General features: G+C 71.4%; 5 protein-coding genes and 1 pseudogene. 3 read left to right on the top strand and 3 right to left on the bottom strand.

The genetic code is table 11. From position 1 onward, the window contains the following. Positions 1-358: 358 nt before the first annotated feature. From ACFY3N_RS33245 to ACFY3N_RS33235, 3 genes are all read left to right on the top strand, one after another. Positions 359-1,132, top strand: coding sequence for a DoxX family protein (locus tag ACFY3N_RS33245; protein WP_390820531.1), 774 nt, complete (start codon positions 359-361; stop codon positions 1,130-1,132). 61 nt (positions 1,133-1,193) lie between these two features. Next, complete coding sequence (locus ACFY3N_RS33240) at positions 1,194-2,369, top strand: MBL fold metallo-hydrolase (RefSeq protein WP_390820530.1); 1,176 nt, start codon at positions 1,194-1,196, stop codon at positions 2,367-2,369. Between the two features lie 883 nt (positions 2,370-3,252). Next, on the top strand, positions 3,253-4,788 hold the full coding sequence (locus tag ACFY3N_RS33235) for a DUF1254 domain-containing protein (RefSeq protein ID WP_390820529.1): 1,536 nt from the start codon (positions 3,253-3,255) through the stop codon (positions 4,786-4,788). Between the two features lie 118 nt (positions 4,789-4,906). Here ACFY3N_RS33235 and ACFY3N_RS33230 read toward each other — a convergent pair. The 3 genes and pseudogenes from ACFY3N_RS33230 to ACFY3N_RS33220 all read right to left on the bottom strand — a co-directional run bounded on the left by ACFY3N_RS33230 (position 4,907) and on the right by ACFY3N_RS33220 (position 6,806). Then, positions 4,907-5,175, bottom strand: a pseudogene (locus ACFY3N_RS33230) (hypothetical protein). Further along, positions 5,063-5,491: a hypothetical protein gene (locus ACFY3N_RS33225; protein WP_390820553.1), complete on the bottom strand. Its 429-nt coding sequence runs from the start codon at positions 5,489-5,491 to the stop codon at positions 5,063-5,065. The pseudogene ACFY3N_RS33230 and the gene ACFY3N_RS33225 overlap by 113 nt, the downstream one beginning before the upstream one ends. A gap of 478 nt (positions 5,492-5,969) precedes the next feature. Beyond that, on the bottom strand, positions 5,970-6,806 hold the full coding sequence (locus tag ACFY3N_RS33220; protein WP_390820528.1) for a universal stress protein: 837 nt from the start codon (positions 6,804-6,806) through the stop codon (positions 5,970-5,972). Between the last annotated feature and the right edge of the window lie 175 nt (positions 6,807-6,981).

The following is a 6,981-nucleotide window of genomic DNA, read 5'->3' as shown; positions in this document are numbered from 1 at the left end:
GGGCGGCCCGGGTGTCCCCGGGGGGGCGCCCCCCCGGGGCGCCCCCCCCCCCGGGGGGGGGGGGGGGGGGGGGGGGGGGGGGGCGGCCCCCCCCCCCCCCCCCCGCGCCGGGGACAGACCACATGAGAGAAGAGTGGCGGCGCCCCATCCACCCCGTGGATGTCAGGCATCGGTACTTTCGATGATCCCGGGGATTCCGCTGGGCGGAGGCACACTGCACAGTGGCGCATACGTCACCGACCAGTGGGGTTCGCGACGGCACGCTGCCGTGTTCGCCAGGGCGCAGCCCCGGCTGCCGGGTTGCGCCGCCGACCGGCGGTGACGTACACACCCGTCACCTGTGCGAGAGGAATCCGTCATGCCCGCTTACCGGTCGGACAGCCTGAGGCGCGGCGTCGGTGTCGCCCCCGCCCACCGATTCCCGTCTGCCGCGCCAGTCGTCGCACGGCTCATCGCGGGAGCCGTCATGATGGTTCACGGCCTCGACAAACTCGTCGACGGACCGGCCGGGTTCGGCACGTTCCTGAGCGGTGAGGGTGTGCCCGTGCCGACCGTGACGGCATGGGCGGTCACGCTGGGGGAGACAGCCGGCGGGCTCTTCCTCGTCCTGGGGCTGCTGTCACGGTTGACCGCGCTGCTGCTGACGGTCCACCTGTGCCTGGCGATGGCGCTGGTCAACGCGGACACCGGGTTCATGACACCCCAGCAGGGGGCCGCGAGTGGTTCGGGGATCGAGTTCCCGCTCATGATGGTGGCGGCCTTCCTCGTTGTGCTGCTCGCCGGGCCGGGACCGCTCGCGCTCGACCGCGTTCTCGGTGTCGAGGCAGCCGTACCGGGTCGTCGCAGGCCCGCGTCCGACCGGCCGTCCGCAGTGCGCGCATCGGTCATCAGCGGCGCGATCGGGGGTGCGATCGGCGCGGTGATGAGCGCCCTGGTCAACTACCTGGCCGTCGGGCTGCCTTCCAGCGCCGGAGCGAACGCCGCCAACCACGCCGTGTCCGGACTGATCAGTGGCTTCCTCGCCGGGTTCCTCGGGCTGCTGACGCACCAGCGTCGCCACGGCCCCGAGGCGCGGCCCGCGGCCGGCGAAACCCCGCCCGCACCCGCCGCTTCGGTATTGCCCGAGATCTGACGGACGACCACCGAGAACCCTGTGCCAGACACTTCACGTCCTCTTAGGGAGAGACCCACCTGTGTGCCACGTTCTGAACCGAGCCGCTCAGCAGCCCGCACCGTCCGAGGGGCCCGGCCGTCGCCACCTCCTGAAGACGCTGGGCGCGGCCACGGCGGCCGGTGCGCTGCTGCCTCTGAGCTCCATCGGCACGGCAGCCGCAGCCTCACGCCGCCACCGCACCCGCCTCGTGCTGCTGGGCACGGCAGGCGGCCCGGCCTGGCTCGACGGCGGACGCTGCGGTGTCTCCAGCGCGGTTGTGTACGGGGACCGGGTCTACCTCGTCGATCTGGGACACGGCGCGATGCACCGGCTGGTGCAGAGCGGGCTCGGCGCCGGAGACGGGCTGGGGTCCGCCCTGTCACCCGTGCGCGGCATCTTCTTGACCCACCTGCACAGTGACCACGTCGCGGACTGGCCCGCGCTGTATGCCACGGGCCCCACGAACATCGTCGGCCGCGGCGACGACGCGATCCAGGTCTTCGGCCCGGGCGACCGCGGCGTACTGCCCGCCATGTTCCCTCCCGGTGCTCCCGCACCCGCCGTCTTCAACCCGGAGCGACCCACTCCAGGCATCTCCGCGATGACCGCCTACCTCGGGCAAGCCTTCGCCACCGACTTCAACGGACGATCAAGAGAGAGCGGCTTCACCCGCCCCGACGACCTGTTCTCCGTACACGACATAGACCTGGGCGGCGTCTGGACCGTCGACCCGGCTGGGAAGCCGCCGCGTCTCAAGGCGCCCCTGCCGCTCTGGGAGGACGGGGACGTCCGCGTCACCGCCACGCTGGTCGACCACGCCCCGACCGCCCCGGCCTTCGCCTTCCGCTTCGACACACCCGACGGATCGATCGTCTTCTCCGGCGACACCTGCGTCAGCGCCAACCTGATCGACCTGGCCCAGGACGCCGACGTTCTCGTCCATGAGGTGATCGACCCGCGATTCGTCGATCAACTCGTGGCCTCCCTGCCCGCATCCCAACGTGACGCCATGCGCGAGCACCTCCTCACCAGTCACACCACGATCGACCAAGTCGGACGGGACGTCGCCGAACCGGCCGGAGCCAGACAGTTGGTCCTCAACCATCTGGTCCCCGCCACGAATCCGGCCCGCCGCTGGAGAGCCGCGCAGCGCGGCTACTCCGGCAAACTCGTCGTGGGCGAGGACCTGCTCACCCTCGGTGTCGGACGGGCGTGACCGTGAACTCGTGGTGGTGAGGAACCAGGAAGGCGTCCCACGGCGCCCGACCACGTCGCATGCCCTTCGGCGGCCGGCCGAGGCTTTGAGAAGTTTCCGCCCTCACGGTGCGCCCATTCGCCTCGGCCGGGCAGGCCCGCTACGCCTCAGTGACCGGCCGTCTCTGGATTGCGGCGTACGCCCGACGCAGCGAGCAGAGCGCCGAGCCCACACCAGCATGGCGCTGTGGACGCCGTTCATGAACGTCTGGTGACTGTCCTCGACAACCGCCGACTTGAACGAGGCGGGCATGTAGCCGGATACCGGGGCGACGTCCAGGTCTACCGCGCCGTGCCTGAACCAGGCCGCGGGCCCGTCGCGGACGAGAACCGGAATGTCAAAGCCGTCTTGCCACCGAGAGGGCTTGGATCGCCAGCCGCTTCTCCCCGCGATGATCAACTATTCTCGGATTGCCTTAACGGAAGCTGGCGGACACGAACAAGGACAACCCCCGCCGCCAGGTGCGGTTGTCGTTCCTCGCGTGACGAGGATGCCGACTGTAGGCCTGCAGTCCGGCCGAACCAAACGGGTACGACACCCTCTGCACGCGACCCTCCGCCCGGATCGCCTCCACACCACGTGACCGACCCGTGAACACGCTGAGCGGCAGATCGGGGCCGTCGTGACCTACGAGCCCCATTTGCCGGTGTATGGACGTGGTGATCTACTCGAAGAGCAGGTGCTTGTTCGAGCACCGGCCCGGCAACCCCATGAAGCAGGGCGCGGAATGCCGCCGCGTGGCGCACCGGGAGGAGGCGGGACGCGTCGTCGACGATCGCCGGTTTCCCCAGTTCGCGTGGTGGCTGCAGACTGTGCCGTTCAGCCTCAGGAGAGGAACGCGGTGATGGCATCCTCAGCCGACAGCAACCATCCCGGGCGAGGTCTGCGCCACGATCTCGCCGCGGTGGCAGCCGGCATCGGCCAAGCGACGGTCGTCACCGGAAAGGCCACCGCGGCGGCCGTACGTCACCCGGGGGACACCATCGACCGCGTTCGGAAGGTGACGCGGGCCCTGCCCGTGGCGTGGCACTCGGTGAAGCCGGCGCTGACCGGCCGGGTGGACGACTGGCGCCGCGAGTACGCGTATACGTTGGGGGAGCAGGCCTTCATCTATGGCTTCCCCTACATCTACAACACAGAGCTCCGCCACCGTTGGGTGACCCAGAGGCCCGAGACGGAAACGACGCCCTACATGGCCGTCAACCACTTCTGGCATGCGAGCAGACTCTGGGACGTCTCGGACAGGGAGGGCGTGTCACCCAACATCGACACGCTGTATTCCTGGGCGTGGGTGGACCTGCGGGAAGAGCCCCTCGTTCTCTCGCATCCGGACATGGGCGCTCGCTACTTCACCTTCGAACTGGTCGCCTTCACCTCCGACAACTACGACTACGTGGGCATGCGGGCGACCGGATCGCAGGCCGGTGACTTCGCCCTCATCGGCCCGGGCTGGAGCGGGGACCTCCCGGAGGGCGTGCGCCGCACGGCGACCGCCCCCACCCCGTGGGTCCTGATCGTCGGGCGAACCCTCGTCGAGGGCGAGGAGGACCTCCCTGCCGTCCACGCGCTGCAGCAGCAGTACCGGCTGACACCGCTCCACCTGTTCGGCAAGGAGGGCGCCACGCTCCCGGAACGCCACGACGTACCGGTACCGGTCGACCCCGCCGAGGATCCGCTCGGTCCGTGGAAGACACTCAACGCGGCGCTGGCCGAGAACCCTCTGCCGAAGCACCACGATGTCCTGCTCCGGCAGTTCGCGGAGATCGGCATCGGCCCGGGGCTGGACGTCGAGGCACAGCCGGAGCCGGTGAAGGAGGGCCTGATCCGGGCCGCCGCCACTGCTGTGCCCATGCTCGAACAGCAGCTGCTCAGCGGCCAGTGGGCCGAGTTGGTCAACGGCTGGCGCTACCCTCACGGGGAGGTCGGGCACTACGGGGACGACTTTCTCAGGCGGGCCGCGGAGCAGTCCCTGGTGGGCATCGCCGTCAACGATCCCGAGGAAGCGGTTTACCTGACGGCCTTCACCGACGACGCCGGCGAGACGCTGACCACCGGTCGCTACGAGCTGCGCTTCGAGGCGGGGACGCTGCCCCCGATCGACGCGTTCTGGTCGCTGACCGCCTACGACGAGGACCGGAACCTGGTCCCGAACCCGATCAACCGGTACTCCGTCGGAGACCGCACCCGAGGGTTGGTCACAGACGATGACGGGGATTTGACCCTCTATCTGCAGCCGGACTCGCCGGGGCCGGAGCGGGAGTCCAACTGGCTGCCCACGCCGCAGCAGGGCATCTGGTACGCCGCGCTGCGCATGTACCTCCCGCGCCCCGAGGTCATCGACGCGCGATGGCAATGCCCGCCCATCAACCGCGTCGGTTGACGGAAGGCGGCCCATGGCCCGGAAGTTCCGCACCACCTCCCCGTGTCGGCGCGGAATGAGGGACTCACGTTGCTGATCACCGGGTGCCGGAGGCCCTTGGTACCGAACGACTCCTCCCTTACCTCCTGTGACGCCCACATACCTCCCGTGACGCCCACAGGGAACGGAACTCCTCACTGCGGCGGCTCAGGCCGGTGACGATCCGGGCCAGCCGCGCGTCACCGGGACGGCGTCCGGCGGAAGGCGCAAGAACCCCACGTTTCGGCAGGCCACGTCACCCCACCGCCGGTACAGTTCCCGCGCGGCGGCGTCCAGGAACACATGCCCGGCGAGGTTGAGCCGCCCGGCGGGCATCCGGCTCGGGTCGCCCACGGTGGCACGGGCCAGGTGGTTGGCGGCCAGGACGCCCACCGTGGGACTCAGGACGTAGGCCGGGACGGCCCCCGCCGCGGCCGGAGCCGCCGCGGCCCGTCCCGTACGGGTACCCCGTCCTCCGTGCCTGCGACCTCGAACGGGGGCCGGGTCGGCCGCGCTCCGCAGACCGCGGGCCCGGTGCGCGAGGTCGTGCAAGCTCCACACGCCCCGTCGCGTCGAGCCGCAGTGCGCGGTCCGGCGCGTCGAGCACGGCGTCAGAGGGGTTGCGGGCACGGCCCTGCTCGAGACGCGTGTAGTGGACGGCGCTGACTGCCGCGAGGTCGGCCACCTCTTCGCGGCGCAGTCCCGCGACCCGAGGCCGGTCGAGGACGGGGAGCCCGGCCTCCTCCGGCGTCACCCGGGAGCGCCGCGACTTCTCCCCGGTGTGCGCCCGTTGACACGGCGGTCGTCCTGTGCAGGCGGTCGCCTCGGTGGGGCGTACGCTGGGGTTGTCCCAACGGAGTTTGGCGGACACCAACCGCGACAACCCCGACCGCCGGGTGCGGCTGAGCTTCCTCGGCTGAGCCGGGCCCCCGCGGGCCGGAGAAGAGGGCTGTGCGGGTCCACCTGCACGGGGCGGCCGAGTCTTCTCCCGTCCGCACCGGACGGGCACCCGGTGTACCGAATGCCCCTGCCGGGGGGACGCGCGGGCGCACCGGGGTGCACGGGACTTCAGGCGCTCGCCTCCACGAAACGGGCGAGCCGGGCCGGCGCCGGGCGTGTGCCCGCGTCACCGTCGGCGGCGGGAACCGCACCGGGGGCGCCCCTCACTCCGGGCCGCGGACGACGGTGACGGGACAGTCGGCGTGGTACAGCAGCGCCTGGCTGACCGAACCGAGCAGCATCCCGGTGAAGCCGCCGTGGCCGCGGGCCCCGGAGACCACCAGTTGAGCTTCCCGGCTCGCGTCGAGCAGCGTGTGCCGCACCCGCGCCCGCTCCAGCCGCAGCTCCACGGCGACGCCGGGACGGGCGTCCCGGTGCCGCGCCACCGCCTCCTCCAGCAGCCGTTGGTGCCGCTCACGGAGCCGGTCGAGATCCACCACCACGTTCAGCGGATCGGCGGGACCCTCGTACGGCGTCGGCTCGCTCCAGGTGTTCCACACGTGCATCGCGACCAGCGGCACCCCGCGCAGCGCGGCCTCGGCGAAGGCGAACTCCGCCGCCGCGTCCCCGGCCGGCGAGCCGTCCGCGGCGAGGAGTACGGGGCCCCCGGGATCCGGACGGCCGCGGACCACCATCAGCGGACCGTGCCCGTGCGCGGCCAGCTGCACGACCGTCGAGCCCAGCAGCAGTTCCCCGAACCCACTGCGGCCCCGCCCGCCGACCACCGTCAGCACCGCGTGCCGCGACGCGCTCCGCAACACCGTCAGCGTCTCGCCGGACGCCACGGTCCGGGCGATCTCCAGCCCGGGTGCACGGTCGTGGGCACGCTGCTCGGCCTGCGCCAGCACACCGTGGATCATCGGTTCGAGGTCGGCCGGGCGGCTGAACGCGTGCACGATCCGCAGGCGCGCGTCGCGCAGCCGGGCCTCGTGCGCCGCGACGTCGACCGCGGCGAGACTGGACGGCGAACCGTCCACTCCTACGATCACCGTGTCGTTCACCACTCGCTCCCGTTCCCGGCGGTATATCCGGGTACCCGCCCGGGGCCGCCCGTACTCACCCTTCCGACCTGCGACGACACGGGCTCTCCGGACATCCTCGGCTCCGTCGCGCCCTCTGTCCATCCGTCGCAACACCCATGTTCCGGCCGAATGGCGGGATGGCACCATGGCCCTC

The organism is Streptomyces sp. NPDC000348 (assembly GCF_042898795.1).
Lineage (GTDB): Bacteria > Actinomycetota > Actinomycetes > Streptomycetales > Streptomycetaceae > Streptomyces.
This window is presented reverse-complemented; position numbering and strand designations above follow the sequence as displayed.